The sequence below is a fragment of the Idiomarina aminovorans genome (assembly GCF_023155095.1).
GTDB lineage: Bacteria > Pseudomonadota > Gammaproteobacteria > Enterobacterales > Alteromonadaceae > Idiomarina > Idiomarina aminovorans.
In genome coordinates this window covers 96,915-115,034 of the sequence record NZ_JAKNDA010000003.1, presented here as the reverse complement: position 1 = coordinate 115,034, position 18,120 = coordinate 96,915, and the positions used below count along the sequence as shown (strand labels likewise).

13 protein-coding genes are annotated in these 18,120 nt (G+C 46.7%); 2 read left to right on the top strand and 11 right to left on the bottom strand.

All coding sequences use genetic code 11. The features are described from left to right. The first annotated feature begins 34 nt into the window (after positions 1 to 34). Complete coding sequence (locus tag L8G48_RS07110; RefSeq protein WP_248263910.1) at positions 35 to 661, top strand: tetratricopeptide repeat protein; 627 nt, start codon at positions 35 to 37, stop codon at positions 659 to 661. A gap of 36 nt (positions 662 to 697) precedes the next feature. Here L8G48_RS07110 and nspC read toward each other — a convergent pair whose 3' ends face one another. The 9 genes from nspC to L8G48_RS07065 all read right to left on the bottom strand — a co-directional run bounded on the left by nspC (position 698) and on the right by L8G48_RS07065 (position 13,792). Further along, positions 698 to 1,831 carry a carboxynorspermidine decarboxylase gene (gene nspC, locus L8G48_RS07105; protein ID WP_248263909.1) on the bottom strand — a complete coding sequence of 378 codons (1,134 nt, stop codon included), beginning with the start codon at positions 1,829 to 1,831 and terminating at the stop codon, positions 698 to 700. A gap of 15 nt (positions 1,832 to 1,846) precedes the next feature. After that, complete coding sequence (locus L8G48_RS07100) at positions 1,847 to 3,046, bottom strand: saccharopine dehydrogenase family protein (protein WP_248263908.1); 1,200 nt, start codon at positions 3,044 to 3,046, stop codon at positions 1,847 to 1,849. A gap of 72 nt (positions 3,047 to 3,118) precedes the next feature. Further along, positions 3,119 to 5,275: a prolyl oligopeptidase family serine peptidase gene (locus L8G48_RS07095; RefSeq protein WP_443986715.1), complete on the bottom strand. Its 2,157-nt coding sequence runs from the start codon at positions 5,273 to 5,275 to the stop codon at positions 3,119 to 3,121. A 66-nt stretch (positions 5,276 to 5,341) separates the two neighbouring features. Continuing rightward, positions 5,342 to 7,177, bottom strand: coding sequence for a tRNA(Met) cytidine acetyltransferase TmcA domain-containing protein (locus L8G48_RS07090; RefSeq protein ID WP_248263906.1), 1,836 nt, complete (start codon positions 7,175 to 7,177; stop codon positions 5,342 to 5,344). Position 7,178: 1 nt separating this feature from the next. Beyond that, the gene (locus tag L8G48_RS07085; protein ID WP_248263905.1) at positions 7,179 to 8,597 is read right to left on the bottom strand and encodes a sodium-dependent transporter; all 1,419 of its coding nucleotides are present in this window, start codon (positions 8,595 to 8,597) and stop codon (positions 7,179 to 7,181) included. Between the two features lie 249 nt (positions 8,598 to 8,846). Then, positions 8,847 to 9,968, bottom strand: a complete 1,122-nt coding sequence (zapE, locus tag L8G48_RS07080; protein WP_248263904.1) for a cell division protein ZapE — start codon at positions 9,966 to 9,968, stop codon at positions 8,847 to 8,849. Between the two features lie 75 nt (positions 9,969 to 10,043). After that, positions 10,044 to 10,895, bottom strand: a complete 852-nt coding sequence (trxA, locus tag L8G48_RS07075; RefSeq protein ID WP_248263903.1) for a thioredoxin — start codon at positions 10,893 to 10,895, stop codon at positions 10,044 to 10,046. Positions 10,896 to 10,979: 84 nt separating this feature from the next. Next, positions 10,980 to 12,353, bottom strand: a complete 1,374-nt coding sequence (locus L8G48_RS07070; protein ID WP_248263902.1) for an aldehyde dehydrogenase family protein — start codon at positions 12,351 to 12,353, stop codon at positions 10,980 to 10,982. After that, entirely contained in the window at positions 12,350 to 13,792 is a 1,443-nt protein-coding gene (locus tag L8G48_RS07065) for an NAD-dependent succinate-semialdehyde dehydrogenase (protein ID WP_248264181.1), read from the bottom strand. The genes L8G48_RS07070 and L8G48_RS07065 overlap by 4 nt, the downstream gene beginning before the upstream one ends. Positions 13,793 to 14,133: 341 nt before the next feature. On the opposite strand from L8G48_RS07065, the gene L8G48_RS07060 reads away from it, so the two are divergent. Continuing rightward, positions 14,134 to 15,921, top strand: a complete 1,788-nt coding sequence (locus L8G48_RS07060) for a DEAD/DEAH box helicase (protein ID WP_248263901.1) — start codon at positions 14,134 to 14,136, stop codon at positions 15,919 to 15,921. On the opposite strand, the gene L8G48_RS07055 is transcribed toward L8G48_RS07060, so the two are convergent. Then, the gene (locus L8G48_RS07055) at positions 15,918 to 16,454 is read right to left on the bottom strand and encodes a lipocalin family protein (RefSeq protein WP_248263900.1); all 537 of its coding nucleotides are present in this window, start codon (positions 16,452 to 16,454) and stop codon (positions 15,918 to 15,920) included. The genes L8G48_RS07060 and L8G48_RS07055 overlap by 4 nt on opposite strands. A gap of 10 nt (positions 16,455 to 16,464) precedes the next feature. Further along, on the bottom strand, positions 16,465 to 18,021 hold the full coding sequence (locus L8G48_RS07050; RefSeq protein WP_248263899.1) for a cryptochrome/photolyase family protein: 1,557 nt from the start codon (positions 18,019 to 18,021) through the stop codon (positions 16,465 to 16,467). Positions 18,022 to 18,120 lie beyond the last annotated feature (99 nt).

Sequence of the window (18,120 nt, the reverse complement as noted above, 5' to 3'; positions counted from 1 at the left end):
CTGTTTAGTATATTCACAGAGCATGGGCAAACTTATGAAAACAGTCATTCCAATGCTGATTGCTGTAGCCGGACTGACCGCAGCAAATAACGTTCAGGCGCAGGATGTTGAAGCGGTGCAGCTCTACTCGGATGCCGAACTTATTGAGATGTTTGCAACTAATACGCACTTAACACGTGTGCGCGATACCGATCGCTGTCAACTGGCGCAGGATATTGAGGCTCAGGCTGAACTTGAACGTCGTCCTACGTATCAGTTTTTGTATGGCGACATGATGGCCTGGGGCATTTGTTACGACCGCGACCCTGAGCTTGGCCTGCTCTATATGGAAAAAGCAGCGCAGCATGGTTTACTGGAAGCTCTGGAGCAGTTAGGACGTTATTATCATGAAGGTGTTCTGGTTCAAAAAGATATTGAGCGTGCCATCCTGTATCTTCGTGAAGCGGCCTCTTCTGGGAATTTACCGGCGCAAAGACGATTTGCAGAAATTTTGTTAGCGGATAAGGGTAGTCCATATGACTACGAAAAAGCCTACCATTGGCTGCATAATGCGGTAACCTCAACTGAAAGTATCCATCGGGATATCGAGCAAAAGCTGACAAAGTTGGCTGAAAGAATGCCACCGTCGGTTGTTGAAAAAGCAAAAAGGCCACTGGAATAAGTGGCTTTTTCAATTTTTTACTTAGCTATTTAGCACTTAAGACAAGCGGTTGCGAAAATCTTCGTAACTAAATTGTCGCACACAATCAAACTGACCACTTTCCCGCAATATACCAATAGCCGGGTGCTGAACGCCGTTAAAAAACGATGTTTTCACCATGGTGTAATGCATCATATCTTCAAAGATTAAGCGGTCACCAACGGCTAACGGCTGATCAAAGCTGTATTCACCGATAACATCACCGGCTAAACAGCTGTTACCGCCCAGGCGATAACTGAACTTCTTCTCTGCGGGTAAACCGGCCCCGGTTATAGCCGGCCGGTAAGGCATTTCCAGTACGTCCGGCATATGAGCCGTAGCTGAAATGTCTAATAAAGCGATTTGCCCTTGATTCTCAACAATATCCACCACTTCGCAGACTAACGGGCCGGTTTGCCAGGCAACCGCAGAACCCGGTTCAAGTATCACTTGCAGATCATAGGTTTCGCGTAAACGCTTTAACTGTTTTATCAGGTGCTCAACGTCATAACCGGTGCGGGTCATTAAATGTCCGCCACCCAGGTTCAGCCATTTCATTTGCTTTAACTGCTCACCAAAACGGCTTTCAACAGCGTTCAGGGTGCGTTCCAGAGCAAAAGAATCGCACTCGCATAGATTATGCACGTGCAGACCTTCAACCCCGGTTAAGTCGTGTTGTTTAAGTTCGCTGGCGCGAATACCCAGGCGAGAACCCGGTGCACTGGGTTCATAAAGCTCGGTTTCGGCTTCCTGATGCTCCGGGTTAATACGCAGACCAATAGAAACACCAGCTTTAACGACTTGTTCACGGTACTTATGCCATTGTGAAATACTGTTAAAGGACAAGTGATTGACCAGTGGTACTAACTGGTCAATATCATCCTGTTTATACGCTGGTGCATAAGCATGAACCTCACGCGCAAACTCCTGAGCCGCTAATTTTGCTTCCCAGACAGAGCTGGCCGTACAGCCTTTAAGATACTGGCGAATTAACGGGAAAGTTGACCACATGGCGTAGCCCTTCAGCGCCAGAATAATATTAGCACCACTTTGCTCTTGTACCTTTTGCATCAGCTCCAGGTTTTTTCGCAGTAGCTTCTCGTCCAGCACATAGCAGGGCGACGGAATTTCCGGCGATGTATATTGACTCATGTGTTATCTTCTCTGTTACTTGCCGAATGGCTTATCGCATTCCATTACTTGCCATGGCAAGCCATATTTGCTCAGCCGTTCCATGAACTCGTCCGGGTTAAATTGCTCCATATTCCAGACACCTGGCTCCATCCATTTACCCTGTAACATTAACGACGCGCCAATCATTGCCGGCACACCGGTAGTGTAAGACACGGCCTGAGCGCCAACTTCATCGTTGGTTTGGGCGTGGTCCGTGTTGTTGTAAATGAAGATGGTTTTTTCCTGCCCGTCTTTCATGCCTGTAACGTAAGTACCAATACAGGTTTTGCCGGTGTAACCCTCAGCCAGAGAACCCGGGTTTGGTAATACGGCTTTCAGAAATTCTAATGGCACAATTTGCTGACCTTCAAACTCAACCGGCTGAATAGACGTCATGCCAACGTTTTCAAGGACACGCAAATGCGTCAGGTACTGCTCGCCAAAAGTCATCCAGAAACGCGCGCGTTTAATGGTCGGGAAGTGCTTAACCAATGATTCCAGCTCTTCGTGGAAAAGCAGGTAGGAAGGGCGTACTCCAACATTTGGGTAGTCTAGATCTTTACGCACGCTGATAGGGTCAGTTTCATGCCATTCGCCATTTTCCCAGTACTTACCTTTTTGGGTAATTTCCCGGATATTAATTTCCGGATTAAAATTAGTCGCAAACGCCTGACCGTGGTCACCACCGTTACAGTCAACAATGTCCAGATAATGCACTTCGTCAAAGTAATGTTTAGCGGCATAGGCGGTAAAGACGTTGGTAACGCCCGGATCAAAACCCGCACCCAATAACGCCATTAAACCTTTTTCTTTAAAGCGTTCCTGATAAGCCCACTGCCATGAGTACTCAAATTTGGCTTCGTCTTTTGGCTCGTAGTTAGCGGTATCCAGGTAATGTACGCCGGTTTCCAGGCAAGCGTCCATGATAGGTAAATCCTGGTACGGAAGCGCAACGTTAATAACCAGTGACGGGTTAATGCCCCGAATAAGCTCAGCAACTTCGGCTGAGTCATCAGCATCGACCTGGTAAACACTGACAACGCGATCTTTGCCGGCTTTTTCCTGCAGCGCCTGACATTTTGACAGCGTACGACTGGCTAAGTGAATTTCAGAAAATACGTCGGGTAAACCGGCACATTTTTGTACAACCACGCCAGCAACACCGCCGGCACCAATAATGAGTACTTTAGACATGAATGCTATCCTTTACAGAAAACTTTTAACGATTAAAATTGCTGCGAAAGATAGCATATTTTTCTGAAATCATCATTCAGAAGCGTTGCTTTGTACAGCCTCTGAATTCATACCTAAATACTGTTGTAAGAACGCCCAGTTTTCGGCCTGTTGTTCTATGCGCATCCAGGTAGGGGTGCCTGCGCCGTGACCGGCACGCGTTTCTACATTTAACCAGATAGGTTGATCACAACTTTGGTCACGTTGCAGTGTTGCTGCAAATTTGTAGCTGTGCCAGGGAACTACGCGGTTGTCGTGAGTCCCGGTGGTAATGAGCGTGGCCGGGTAACAGGTGTCGATCTGGGTATTGTGAACCGGCGAGTACGCATAGAGGTTTTTGAACTGCTCTTTATTTTCACTCAAACCAAACTCACTACTCCAGCCACGCGCGTTGGCACTGGGCAGATGATAGCGCAGCATATCCAGTACACCGACAGCAGGCAGTGCAGCGGCGAACAGCTCAGGGCGCTGGGTCATGGTCGCACCAACCAGTAATCCGCCGTTACTGCGCCCTTGAATTGCCAGCTTGTCCTTATTGGTGTAGTTGTTGTTTATTAGCCATTCTGCGGCGGCAATAAAGTCATCAAATACGTTTTGCTTTTTCTCTTTCGTGCCTTGCTGGTGCCACATTTGACCAAACTCCCCGCCACCACGAAGGTTTGGAATAGCTAAGACACCTCCCATTTGCAGCCAGACCACGCGAGTTGTATCGAAGTCAGGGGTGATAGAAATATTGAAGCCACCATAGCCGTATAAAAGCGTGGGGTTTTGACCGTTCAGTTCAATGTCCTTGTGGTGTACTAAAAACATCGGAACTTCGGTGCTGTCAGCACTATTGTATACTACCTGCTCAGTGGTGTACGGCTCCAGGTTGGCGGGTACTTTGGTTTCATACCATAGCGTTGTGCGCTGTTGTTCAGCTTGATACCGATAAACTTTTCCCGGCTCGGTAAAGCCCTTGAAAGTAAAGAATGTGTCGGGTGCTTTGCTGCTGCCCCTGAAGCCCTCAACAGAGCCAATACCGGGTAATGCCAGCTCTTGCAGCATAGTGCCGTCAATATCAAAAATAGCCACTCGAGAGCGGGCTGACTGCAAATAGTGAGCAACTAGTTGTCCGTTTATGGCGTTCACTTCTTTTAATGTATGAGTTTTAGCGGCAATGACTTCTGTCCAGTTTTCAACTGCCGGCTGTTTTGGGTCAACGGCAATAACGCGCCCGGTTGCTGCTTCATTAGTGGTTTTAAAGTAAAGCTGCTTTTTGTGGCTGGTGACGTATTGGTAGTGGTCGTCCCAACCTGTGAACAAACCTTCAAATGAGGCATTCTCTTGTGCTAGCGGGCGAATATATACCGCATTGGCGTCATAGCCTTTAAACACATCAATTAACAGGTACTGACCGTCGTCTGATACTTTGGCGTAGGGGTTCCAGTCTGGTTTATTATCAAAAGCGAAGATGAGTTGGTCGTCACTTTGCTCAGTGCCCAGTTTGTGGAAGTAGACGCTAACCGGTTTGGAGTCATCAAAACGGCCATCTTCGAGCTGCGGATAACGGCTGTAATAAAAACCGCGCTCATTTGGAAGCCATGCTACGTCAGTGAACTTAACACCTTTAATAATATCGGTAGTGTCTTTTCCTGACTGAATATGACGGACTTTTATTTCCGTCCAGTCGCTACCGGCATCTGATGTAGCGTAGGCAATATATTGCGCCTTGGGGGAAACACGAATGCGGGCTAATGAAACGGTTCCGTCATCACTGAGTGTGTTGGGGTTAATAAGCACATCGGGGGCGCTGTTTAAGTCCGTCTTTGTATAAAGAACGGCCTGATTCTGTAAGCCGTCGTTAGAGAAATAAAAGTACCTATCTGCATAGCGAAACGGCGTACTGACTTTTTCGTAATTCCATAACGTTGTCATGCGGTTTTTAATGTCCGCAAATGCAGGAAGTTTTTGTAATGCAGGGGTTGATAACTGGTTTTGTGCATCAACCCAGTTTTTAACCTCTTTGTTATCCTGCTCTAACCAACGGTAAGGGTCGTTAACTTGAGTGTCGTGATAGTCATCCTTTTGGTCGACAGTTTTTGTTTCTGGATAAGGGCCTTTCGGCGGCTTCTCGTCAGGTTCAAAAGAGCTGCACGCACTCAGTATCAACACCGTTGCACAAACAATAAAAGCGGAATAACGCGTCATGGTAATGGGGTTCTGTTGAGGTTCTGTGCTGATGATAGAAATTTGCTGATAAAACGACAAGGCTCATTACTGCAGTGACCGTACTTCTTTACAGAGATTTTCATTTGCCTGGCGCTGTGATTTCCCGCCCCAATAATGACCGAGGTGCTTTAGGGTAGTGTCCGGTTGGCACAGTAAGTTTGTCAGAGGGTGCTCTTTATGCTGCCAATAAAACCATTGTGCCAAAGCAAAATGAGCAGCATCGAAAGGAACTGCTTTAGCCACGTAGGATTCAATGATAGCAGTTCTGACACTACCCAGTGGCTCAGTTGAGTCTAGTGCTTCTTTACCTTTTGATAACCACTGCAGTTGTTGTTGGCCCCATAAATTGAGTAACTGGCATTGCTCATTAACTGAGGGGGAAAGAGAGTAAACATAGATGGCGGCAGGGCGTGCTGATACGCTATCAATACGACTGCTGAAGCGCCAGGGCAGGTAATTGTTTTGTCTCCAAAAGTTATCTAACTGCGATGACCAGGCGAAACTGGTCCCGAGCATTTGGTAGTTGTGTTTTTTTGCCCATAACGAAACGTCGGTCAGTAGCTTTGAACCTGCTTTATGGCGCCTTTTGTTTTCAGGCACGGCAATACGACCTACTCGCAGCCACCGTAAATCCATAGCCCATTCTTGTTGAAGAAAGTAACCAATAGCCTGCGGTAACAGATTTCCTTTTGGCCTCCGTCTGCCAAGCTTAATTTCTTCTTTTAGCGGCGAGTTGACAGGGCCCTCGCTCATCAGCCATGCAACCGCAATCACTTTACCGCGTTCACATTGGTAGGCGAGTCTATGAGCAGGTTCGGTCAGCAGCAGGTTAAGATCATTAGGGCTGCTTTGATAGTGAGCGTTGAGCAAAAGCTGGAAGCATTGTTGTAGCAGATTCTCATCAAGCTCAGAAGCGGGTTTAATAAAGGTCCCTGTTGTTGAGTCTGATGAAGCTGTTACGGCTTGTTCATGCAGAAGGAAGGTTTCCGTCAACCATTGCTCTAACGGGTCATTGACAGGCCAGCGTAGTGGCTGTGTTAATTGGTGCACACTTACCTGCGGTAAATTTTTTTTCGCCCAGTCGGTAAAATGAACAGCGAAACCCCGACCACAGCCCTCGTAACCAGCGACCGTTGTTGCAAGTAGCCAGGGCGTGAATTTTTCGCACAACTTTTCAGTTGCCCACAGCGGTAAACCGGCCGCTTCATCAATAATTAATTGAATATCAGGGTTATCCGGTTTCTGCAGTAATTTGTCCCAGGCAACGAATCGGGATTCTGGTGCTTGTTGCAGCAGAACTTTGGCATTGGCTTTTCGCGGCGCCGTTACAATAATAGTTTGCTGATCTTTGGTGTTGGCGAGAGCCTGTCCCAGTAAGGTACTTTTACCGCGCCCGCGCTCAGCTGTGATGATGTGTGTTGTTGCTTGTTGGGCTTTATCGTGTCGGGTCTTATTCAGTCTCTGTAAAATGGCTTGCTGCTCATTGGTAAGGTGCGGTGTCGTTTCAGACCCCTCTGTTTTTACAAGCATTTGCGGAGGGCGGTCATTCACCTTATTGTGATAAACCTCAGTGGTAAAATCTGCCATGCGCTGGCTCATCGGATTGTCTTCACGGGGGAGTAAGATAGATAGCAGACCGCCTGCCATTACGGTTCCGCAAAGTGCGGCAATGGCGTCGGCATGCAAACTTTCATTACAATCTATAAAGACCTGTTCAAACTCATGTCCCAGATAGTCGCGGTAACGTGAAAGTGCGGCGTCCGCTTGTTTATCGGTGTCTGATAAATAGATAGAAAGGTCAGAGCGAGCCTGGCAGTGTTGCCGCCAAAGGCTCGCAGTTTGCAGCAGTTCAAGTTTTCGGTAACCGCTGCGTTTTAGCATATTAGAAAATAGAGATTGCGAAGAACTTAGTTAGCACCGTATTAAGAAAGACTGCTGCTAATATCAATGGAATAAAGGTGCTAATGGATAAGCGCACATACTTAGCCAATAGTGTGTTCGGGTATCCCGGGTTCCCTTCGGCAAGCTCTGCATCCAGATTTTTACGGCGCCAGTGGAAGCTGACAAACAAGCAAATCAATAAGCCATTCAGTGGCAAAATAGTATCGTAAAAAACGTCATAAATGACATCAAAAACCGATTTAGGCGTGTCTGCGTAGAATGTAAACTCGGTAAAGGCCGGAACGAATCCAAAAGACGTGGCGGCAATAAGGGTTAAAACAGTAACGGCTAATCCCATAAAAAGCAGGGCTTTTTTACGGCTGATTTTAGCCTGTTCGATAACCGCTGCGGTCGGAACTTCAAGAATAGAAACCAATGAAGTAATGGCTGCAATAAAGGTCAGCAGGAAAAAGACCGTAGCAGCAATACTGGCGCCGATATAACCGACAACCCCTTCCAGGGCGATAAAGATTTGGGGGAAGAATGAAAAGATCATACTGACCGATGAGTCACTCAGCGAGTCTGGATTGGTATTCGGGTTAATAGCGAATATTGCCGGAAGCGTCATTAAACCGGCGGTAAAGGCGACCGCGGTATCCGTTAATGCGACCAATTTACCGGAAGTGACAATGTCATCACGGCGGCTAAAGTAAGAGCCATAAGTGATCAAAATGCCCATACCCAGCGACAGCGAAAAGAATGCTTGTGACAAAGCACCGTTTATCACTGAGCCGTCAATTTTTGAAAAGTCGGGGACTAAATAAAACTCCAGTCCGAGTACTGCGTTATCCAGAGAAAGGACAAAAATTACCAGCAAAATAAGCATGATAAACAAAGCTGGCATGAGGAACTTGGCGGCCTTTTCTATTCCCTGTCGGACGCCACCAATTAATATTACGTTGATGATGATAGTGACGGCCACAAGAAAGCCGACAAAACCGTAGTCGTTAACAAACTGCGAAAAGTATTCCGGGTTGGCAAGCATATCGAGATTGCCGATGATTGAATGCCATAGATAACCCAAAATCCAAACCGTGATGACCATGTAGAAAACGGCGATCATGAACGGCGTAATAACAGCCAGTAAGCCAGCAATATGCCAACCGTTATTCTTTGGCGCTAATGCTCTGTAAGAACCTAAAGGGTTTTTTTGAGCACGGCGGCCCAAACCCATTTCGGCGAGCATGACCGGAATGCAGATAAAAACAACGAACAACGCATAGATGATTAAAAACGCACCACCACCATTCTTGGTTGCAGCGACAGGGAAACCAACCAGGTTACCAATACCGACGGCAGAACCTGCCGCCGCTAATATGAAGCCAATCTTAGAGCTAAATTGATCGCGTTGTTCGCTCATTCTGAACCTTCTTTTTGGTTATTGTTTTAACGCTTTTAAAGCGCTGCTGTTCAGCAAATTTCAGCAATCCTAGCAAGGCGGCAATTTAACGGCAAGCGAGGAATGGCTGTTTGTGCGGCAGAATGCGGGAAATTTGGCCTGGAAACAAAAAATATTTTAACATTCATTACAATTGTAATATTGGAATTTGTTAGAAATAATATAACCTTTTTATAACTCAGTTTTAACACGCTGGTGAATACAGGGAATTTAGCTCTCTGGAACAGATTGGCGTCTTTTTACCAGCGTGTTTTCTTTTGCTGAATGTTCCCACTGTTGCATCTCAAAAAGCCTCGAAACACAACGCCTAAACGGGAAAGCCAGTTGTTTGGCCTGATAAAGTTTATCGATGTCGGTTTCTGCGGTAATCATCAGCAGACACCTGCGGTCATAACACTCGTCAACTAATGCAATAAAACGCCGTGCTTCGTTATCTAGCCGGCTGACAATATTTTCTTGATGTTCGCGCTGATAGGTTTCTTCAACGCCGTGTACCAGTTCTTTGTCGGGTAAATAAGTGAACGCAGGAACATGGTGCACAGCAATGGCAGAATATGTATTGGCTAATTCCATATAGTCACGTTGGCTTCTTGGGCCTGAGCAGAGTGCCATAAAGTCGAAGCCAATGACGCTATCATTTCGCCATAGGCAGTGAACCTGCCGGTTCATAACCGTAACAGACGATAATGGTTTGGTTTTGCCAAACTGCTTTTCGGCAACCGAGCGTAACTGTTTTAGCTCTCCGTGCTTCAGGTAATAAGGCCAGTCTGTGTTTTTGAGGCGTCGATAATCAATGCCGAAACCTAAATCCAGGCACTCGCACTCTTTATTCAGTAAATCTATCGTGGGTTCAAATCGGTGACGCGCCAAGCCCCCTTTGTAAAGTTCATCCGGCGGTGCATTTGAGGTTGTGACTAAGCTGACACCTTGGTGAAACAGTTGTTCCCAAAGGCGCGCTAAAATCATGGCATCACCGATGTCTTCAACAAAAAATTCATCAAGACAAATAATAGAGTAGCGACGAGCCCAGAATTCGGCTATGACCTGCATGGGGTCGGTTTCCCCTTGGTATTGGTTAAGTTCCTGATGGATCCTGGCCATAAAATGGTGGTAGTGCAGTCGTATCGCCTGACTTTTGGGGAGACGTTGATAGAACATGTCCATCAATAAAGTTTTGCCCCGGCCGACCGGGCCGAACAGATAAAGGCTTTCTACTTTGTTGCCCCGGGCAAGTTCATTCAGCCGCTGCTGCAGGGCCTGTACAGCAAGGTGTTGATAGTCATCGGCTTGCAGTACACCAGAGCGAAGCTGTTGGTTATAGGTTTCTTGCATGACTCGATTATCGTGAAAGGTCATAATAAAAAAAAGCCGACTGGGGAAGTCGGCCAAAGTTGCTGTGAACAGCCATTAATACATAGTGCTATAAAGCTTTCTACGATAGATTGCAGCCAGCGGATCACCGTCAGGCAAAGCGTTAATAATGTCCAGTGCATATTTTTTTGCGTCGGTAAAATTAACGTCTCTATTCAGTACGGTGAAAACCAATTGCAGTGCTTCTTCATCGCGGTGCGCTTCGTGAAACTTAAGAGCCAGCTGTAGCTTTAAAGCTAAATCATTGGGTTGACTGTTGACTTGCTCTTGCAGTGCTCTTAGTTCCGGCGAGTCAGCAGCATCCTCCGCTAACTCAAATTTACCTTTGATGCGTTGATAATCGCTGTCGTGCTCCACCATAGGAATTTTAGCAATGAGCTCTTTAGCCTGATCAAGTCGGCCGGCGTCCACCGAGGCTTCGGCTAAAAGTTTCAGCGCCTGCATATTGTTGCTATCAATATCGTAGGCCTGTTTGACCAGGGTATAGGCCTGATTGGCATCGCCTTCAGCCATTGCTGTCTGAGCCTGCTGAATTAAGTCATCTGATGGGCTTGGCAGGTGCTTATCAAGAATTTCCCGAATTTCACCTTCGGTTTTCACTCCGCCGAAACTGTCAACCGGCTGACCGTCTTTGAAAAAGGCGACAGTAGGTAAACTGCGAATACCAAACTGTCCGGCCAGCTCCTGTTGTTCATCACAGTTTATTTTAGCCAGAATAACTTGGTTACTGTACTGCGAGGCCAGTTTTTCAAGTACTGGCATCAACTGTTTGCAAGGCTCACACCAATCTGCCCAAAAATCGATAATAACCAGTTTTTCTTTTGAACCTTCCAGCAAAACCTGCTGGAAATTTTGCAAGTCAACGTTAACGATATTGGATTCGGACATTAGCTATGTGTGCTCCTGTTACTGTTTAATCATTTTAATTCTGGTTACCAAGGATATGCAGACACGAGCTCGGAATTTCAATGGCTAATGACTAAACCAGGACAAGATTTTGTCTTTAAATTTGCTGTAAGGCGGGTAACGCAAAGCAACATCAAACCGGAAACTGCGTTTCATTATCGGCTTTAGGTGGCTAAATGTATCAAAGCCCCATTTGCCATGATAACGACCCATACCGCTTTGACCGACACCGCCAAAAGGCATTTCATCATTGAGCATAAACATGAGTGTGTCGTTGTAACAAACATTACCGGCAGACACTTGCTGGGTAAACAAATCGAGCAGTCGCGGGTTGTTACTAAAAACGTAAAGCGCCAGTGGTTTTGGATGACAATGAATTTTTTCAATAGCATCTGCTGCCGACTTAATGGTTAACACCGGAAGTATTGGGCCAAAAATTTCTTCCTGCATCAAAGCACTATTGTTTTTTACGCCATCCACTATGGTGGGCGCAATGTAACACTCGTTTTTGTCAGAATCGCCGCCGACAACCACGTCTTCGTCTTCCAGCATTTGTGTCAGACGCTGCCAGTGATTTTGGTGAATGATTCTGCCATAACCATCGCTTTGCTGAGGATCTTTACCGTAAAAATTAATTAACTCCTGCTTCATTGCTGCAATGAGTTGTTCTTTAATACTGTCTTCTGCCAGTACATAATCCGGGGCTATACAGGTTTGGCCGGCATTGAGAAATTTACCCCAGACAATACGACGGGCCGCGACCTGAATCGGTGCATCAGCTAAAACGACAGCCGGACTTTTGCCGCCGAGCTCGAGCGTAACCGGCGTTAAATTTTCAGCGGCAGCGGCCATAATTGCTTTGGCTGCTTGTTCACCGCCGGTATAAAAAATATGGTCAAAAGGCAGTGCGGTAAGTTGTTGTGACTCAGTGACTGCTCCGGTGACTATTTTTATCGCCGAATTATCCAGGTAGTCGGGCAACTGGCGTGCGAGTAAGTCGGCTGTTGCTGTGGCGTGTTCAGAAGGTTTTATTACCGCACAATTGCCAGCGGCAATGGCAGCAATTAACGGCGCAAGCAGTAACTGTAAGGGATAGTTCCACGCACCTAAAATTAATATAGTCCCCAAAGGTTCAGGAACTAACTGACTGTTAGCGGGCCAGGCCAGTAAAGGGTTACTGACTGTTCGAGCTTTGTTCCATTTCGGCAAAGCTTTAATGGTCTGTTTAATGTCGCTTTGCAGAAATTGTAATTCGGTTAAGCGGGCTTCACTAGGGTGTTTGTTGAGGTCACTTTTGAGTGCTTTTAACAACGACTTTTCATTTTCGGTGAGAAAACGCTGAAGCTGCTCAAGCTGATTTGAACGCCACGACAGCGGACGGGTGAGCCCGCTGTCAAAATGGCTTTTTAATTGTTTGAGTGTCTTTTCAAACGGGTTCATTCAAGTCCGCCAATGGTAGTCGTTTTCAATTCCAGATACTCGTCAATACCATATTTGGAACCTTCACGGCCAACACCCGACTCCTTAATACCGCCAAACGGATTGTAAGCATGTGAGATGCCGCCCGTGTTAACACCCACCATGCCGTATTCAAGCGCTTCACTCACGCGGAAAATACGAGCGGTATCTTTCGCTGCAAAATATGACGCCAGTCCAAACGGTGTATTGTTGGCTTTTTCTATGCCTTCTTCTTCTGTTTCAAAGGTGTTGATAGCAACCACTGGTCCAAAAATTTCCTCGGCACTGATATCCATTTCCTCGGTAACGCCAGTCACGACCGTTGGGGCGTAGAAGAGATCACCCAGTTCGGTCATGACTGAACCACCGGTTACTATGGTTGCACCATCAGATTTAGCCGCAAGAACCAAGCGTTGAACTTTATCAACCGCGTCCTGATCGATAAGCGGACCTAAATCGACATTGTCTTCTGTGCCCGGTCCTACTTTTAAAGCTTTAACTTTACTGACTAAAGCATTGGTGAATTTTTCAGCGACGGACTGCTGCACCAGCACTCTGTTTGCCGATACACAGGTCTGCCCGCCATTGCGGAACTTGCAGGCAATTAACTGCTCAGCGGCCTGTTCAACATCAGCATCGTCAAAGACAATAAACGGCGCGTTGCCGCCAAGTTCAAGTGATAACTTGGTGATGTGCTCAGAACATTGTTGCATCAAAATTTTGCCAACGCCGGTAGAGCCGGTAAAAGATAGTTTACGAACCTGAGGTGACGTGGCTAAACGTTTGCCGACGGTTTTCGCATCGCTGGTTGGAATGATATTAATGACGCCATCGGGAATGCCGACTTCGCTGGCCAGTTGCGCCAAAGCAAGACTGGAAAGCGGGGTCAATTGTGGCGGCTTAACCACGATAGTGCACCCTGCCGCTAATGCTGGCGCAATTTTGCGGGTGATCATGGCATTGGGAAAGTTCCAGGGAGTAACAGCGGCACAAACGCCAACAGGCTCTTTGGTAACCAAAACCTTCTTGCTGCTATCGGTTAGCGGTAGAACATCACCATTGATGCGCTCTGCTTCTCCGGCAAACCAGTCCACAAAACTGGCTCCGTATTCAACTTCGCCCACTGCCTCGGCAACGGGTTTGCCTTGTTCGGCACTCATTAATTCGCCCAGCGCCTGCTTGTTTTCCATCATGGCTTCGTACCAGTTACGCAGTAACAGTGCACGTTCGCGGGCCGTGGTTCTGCGCCATTTTTGCAACGCCGTTTCGGCACTATTAATGGCGCGTTGAGTTAGGTCGTCGTCAGCGTCGGCAACTTCGGCTAATACTTCGCCGGTTGCGGGGTTAGTCACTGAGAAACGGTTGTCTGTTGGAACCCAGTGACCGTCAATAAAGCAGTCGTTCATGGTCAACGATGACATAGAATGTGCTGACATAATGCCTCCAAATTTGAGAATAACTCTATTAATGTAGGCAATATAAGCAGGAATGGTTCAATTTTTTCGATAATTTTGACGGAATTATCGGTGTTTGATGAAAAAAACTCAAATGCGTTGCTTTTCAGATAAAAAAAAGTATAATTCGCGGTTCCTCAAGGAACACCGCATAACTGATGAGGCAGCGGTCACCCTTGATTCGTGGGGTTGCAGCGCCTGATTTCAGTCCAGCCAGTTTAGAGACTGAACACTGATTCCTGTTGCCGGGCCATACCCCTTTTTTGTTGTGTTTGCCAATGGGCAAACGGGAATAAAGTGAGATAAATATGTCAGATATCCAACCGGGTCTGTCGTTTAACGACATGGCTCTACCCAGTTCTGTGCTTGAACAATTAAACGAAATGCAGTTTCTAACGCCGACTCCTATTCAGTTGCAAGCTATTCCGGCCTTGCTTGACGGTCAGGATGTACTGGGCGAAGCTCAGACCGGTACTGGTAAAACCGCTGCGTTTGGCTTACCTGCACTGGCAAAAATTGATGCATCGGTTAAACAAACTCAGGTACTTGTGGTTACCCCAACTCGTGAGCTGGCTATTCAGGTAGCTGAAGCGCTGGAAGGTTTTGCTGCGAAAATGCGTGGCGTTGGTGTCGCAACTGTTTACGGTGGTGCACCATTTGGACCTCAGGTTAAAGCGTTGAAACAGGGCACCTCGATTGTCGTCGGTACTCCGGGTCGCCTAATCGATTTATTAAATAAAAATGTTCTGCAGCTGGATGGTTTGAAAGTTGGTGTTCTGGATGAAGCCGACGAAATGCTGAACATGGGCTTTGTTGAAGATATCGAAACCATACTGAAAGCTGTGCCGGGTCATGCGCAACGCGCATTATTCTCAGCAACCATGCCAAATGCGATTCGTAAACTGGCAAAAACCTTCCTGAAAGATCCGCTGAACATTCAGATTGAAGCCATTGCCCGCGAAAAAGCGACCATTAAGCAGAAAGCCTGGAAAGTCCAGGGAATGACTAAAATGACTGCGCTTACGCGCTTATTAGAAGTGACGCCTTATCAGCGTGCGTTAATTTTCGTACGTACCCGTCAGGACACCATGGATGTGGCTGAGCTTCTGCAACGTAACGGCTTTAAAGCGGCGCCATTAAGTGGTGATTTAAACCAGGCTCAGCGTGAGCAGACGGTCAGTCAGTTACGCAGCGGACACATTGAAATTCTGGTCGGAACCGATGTGGTTGCCCGTGGTTTAGACGTTCCTGAAATTACGCATGTTATTAACTACGACTTACCGAGTGACACTGAATCATACGTGCACCGTATTGGGCGTACAGGCCGCGCAGGTCGTTCAGGCGAAGCCATTTTGTTCTTCCGTGCAAAAGAGCGTCATTTGTTACGTCATTATGAGCGCTTAACCAATGCACCGGTTGAGTTTTTTGACGTGCCAAACGCAAATGAATTAAGCAAGTATCGTCAGCAGCAATTACTGGAAAAACTGCAAGCATCATTGGCTCCGGAAACCGCGAGCGCTGATAAACCTAAGTTAGAGAAATTGTTAGCCCAGTGGCTGGAGCAGTCAGAGTTAAATGCTGAAGAAATTGCATTAGCGTTATTGGCTCAGCATAACGAACAGCGTCCATTGTTCCTGAAAGAAGACCGTCAGGTACGTGAAGCACGCAGCGAGCGTAGCGAACGTTCTGGTCGTAATGAACGCAGTGAGCGTGGTGATAAGCGCAAACCTCGTGCAGAGCGCACCACGAGCCGTGCGGCAGACGTAGACTTTGAAACCTACAAAATTCAGGTAGGCCGTGAGCATGGTGCTCGTCCGGGGGATATCGTTGGCGCTATTGCTAACGAAGCTTCAATGGACAGCAAGTATATTGGTCAAATTCAGTTATTTGATAATCACTCTTTGGTGCAACTGCCAAAAGGTATGCCAAAAGACATTGTGCATGTACTGAAAAAAGCCCGCGTGCGCCAGCAGCCAATGGGTATTGAGCTAAGTGATGAGCAAGTTAAACGAGCACCGCGTCCACCGCGTGACCGTGATGCCCGAGGCGGTCCTAAGCGCAACTCCGGTAAAGGTGCTGCGCGCCGCTTTAATTAATTAGCGCTTCTTAATTCGGCCGGATGATCAACCCTGATCATCTGGTCGATGTTATAGCCCCATTGATGAGCCTTTGCTAAAGCGTAATCTATATCTTCCTGTGCAACGTCCGGCGTTCGGGATAATAACCAAAAATACTCGTGTGAATCACTAGTGACTATTGCCAGTTGATAATTATCATCTAACCAACTGACATAATACCCACCATAAAAAGGCCAAAAGAAAGTGACCTGATAGGCGGCTTTCATATTCTCAACCGGCTCAGCCAGACCAATAGCGGTCTGCCATTCTTCATCTTTAGTATGATAACCGCGGTTTGTGACCTCTAATGTACCATCACCGTTTAAACGGTATTCCGCTGTAACACTTTGTAAGCCTTCTTCAAAACTGTGTGGCATGCGCGCAATTTCGTACCACTTGCCTAAGTAACGCTCGGCGTCAAAGTCTTCAACAACCCCGGCAACCGGTGTTGGTTGCGAATTACAGGCACTGAGGAGAAACGTAAAAAGTAATGACAGGATCCATTTATTCATTTTTTTCTCTCTATAATTCATTAATACCATTCAAGTAAGTTTCTGCTTGCTCTATGAGCGCTTGCTGCTGTTCTTTGGTCTTTTTGTTCCAGACCTGATACATCATGCTCATTCGATGATTATTTTTAAAGTTCTGTTTATGACGTTCGATAAAGTGCCAGTATAAGCTATTGAAAGGGCAGGCTTTATCTCCGGTCTTTTTCTTGGGGTCATAATAACAGCTTTTACAATAATGCCCCATTTTCTGCATATAGTTAGCACTGGCAATGTATGGCTTTGTGGCAATTAGGCCGCCGTCAGCGTACTGACTCATGCCTCGGGTGTTGGGCATTTCCACCCATTCAATCGCATCAATATAGATACCGAGATACCAGTCGTCCAACGCATCCGGTGAAACCCCTGCCAGTAATGCAAAATTTCCTGTCACCATTAGCCGCTGTATGTGATGCGCGTAAGCATAGTCTAAAGACTGCTTAATAGAATGATGCAGGCAGTTCATCTTGGTCTCTGCGGTCCAGTAGAATTCCGGTAAAGCACGGTTGTGGTCAAGTTCATTAAGGTTTTTATAGCCCGGCATATAGGCCCAGTAAATGCCTCGCACAAACTCGCGCCAGCCGATAATTTGCCGGCAAAATCCTTCTATCTGAGCGAGTGAAATGTCGTCCTGATTGTCAGACCAGGTATTAATCGCCGCTCTGACCACTTCCAGCGGGTGCAGCATTTTAGTGTTTAGCGAAAAGGAGAGCCTGGAATGATATAAGCTCCAGTGTGTTTCATTAAACGCATCCGCTGTAGCCATGGTGTCCTGATAACGACCAAAATCAGGCAAACCGAACTGACAAAAATGCTCAAGCAACTGCTTTGACTGTTGACGGTTTACTGGCCATAGCAGTCGCGTTGGGTCTGCTTTTCCCATTGTTTTGACATCGCATTTTTTCAATAAAGCGTCGATGTCTGATAGATCATTGGAAAACACCAGTGGCGGCTCTACTTGCTGGGTAACAGGAATTTTCTTCTGGTTCTCTTTATCGTAATTCCATTTACCACCTTCGGGTTTTCCCGAATTCATCAGAATATCGTATTGCTTACGTACCTGCCGGTAGAATGTCTCCATCAGGTAGTTTTTATGGTCGGGGAAATATTCATTTAATGAGTTACGGCCGGTAAGAAAGTGCTCGGTATCAAACCATTTTACAGTAATGTTATTGGCCCCGGCCCAACTCTTAATTTGGTGATCCAGCCGATATTCGTCGGGTTGCTGACACTCCAGAAGCGGACCATCGTGTTGCTCAATGATACGCTGAAGATTCTGTGTCAGGCTCTGCTGATTATTACTGTCATCAAGTTTAATGTAATGAATGCGGTGTCCGGCAGAATCTAATGCTTTAGCAAAGGCTCGCATTGCGGCAAAAAAGGCTAAAACCTTCTGTCGGTGATGAACGACATAGTCGGTTTCTTGTTTGAGCTCCATCATAACATAAAGCACGCCGGGGTCCTTCTGCCTGAACCAGGAGTGTTTGGGATTGAGTTGATCGCCCAGTATTAAACGCACGGTATGCATGGTCATGGTCACTAAAAGTTAAAGACATACAAGCAAGATACGCTCATTTGGACAATTCAGATCGGCATACCTAAATGAGTTAAAATATGGCATGATGCGCGGTAG